Here is a 673-nt window from a genome sequence, read left to right on the forward strand (position 1 = left end):
TTGTAATTCTTCCGCTTTAATATTGGCGGGTGTGATTTTCAAGTCGAGACACAAAAGTGCCTGCATAAACCACTTAGGGTTTTCGTCCAACAACGTTTTTAAGGTCTTGTAGTAGGTGTTTAAAAGGTTGATAGAGACACTATCTTCAACCATTTCAGCTAAGGGCTTGCCAAGCAAGTCTTTATAATGCTTGGCAGGCACACGCATTTCTTTATAAAGAAATGTCATGTCGGACATTGTCTGCGCCATTTTGGCGACAGGAAAGCGGTTAAATTCGTCATATGCTGTCTTCATTATGCAAGCTCCTTTCTTTCGCCGTCTTCAAGTTTTGGCGCTAATTCGCACCACTTGTATTCATTTAAATCAAGGTAGAACCATTTTTTGTTTTGGAATAAATAAACATTGGTAGTTCTATCGTACGAGTATTTTAAATCGTTCATAAGCGCAAGTGCATTTTTATAGTTGATTGTTTTAAGTTTTTCACCACCATCGCGATGGTAGGCAACTGTATACCTCCCGCTGAAAAACACTTCTTTTTGACGTGTTTGTTCTGGTTCTGATAAAGCACGAAAGCCTTCTGTAAACAATGCGCTACTACCAAAACGGTCAACAGCTTCACAAGGTTCAAGACTTGCACCGAGTGACATGATTTCGCCTAATTCGACCAAATTCA

At 39.7% G+C, this 673-nt stretch carries 2 protein-coding genes; both read right to left on the bottom strand.

What is annotated here, in order from left to right; translation table 11 throughout:
* The coding region (locus FC90_RS06820; RefSeq protein WP_057908523.1) for a hypothetical protein at positions 1-294 on the bottom strand (294 nt) is incomplete at its 3' end.
* The coding region (locus FC90_RS09365; RefSeq protein WP_162258688.1) for a hypothetical protein at positions 294-673 on the bottom strand (380 nt) is incomplete at its 5' end. The genes FC90_RS09365 and FC90_RS06820, both read right to left, overlap by 1 nt.

This window comes from Latilactobacillus graminis DSM 20719 (genome assembly GCF_001436415.1).
Taxonomy (GTDB): Bacteria; Bacillota; Bacilli; order Lactobacillales; family Lactobacillaceae; genus Latilactobacillus; species Latilactobacillus graminis.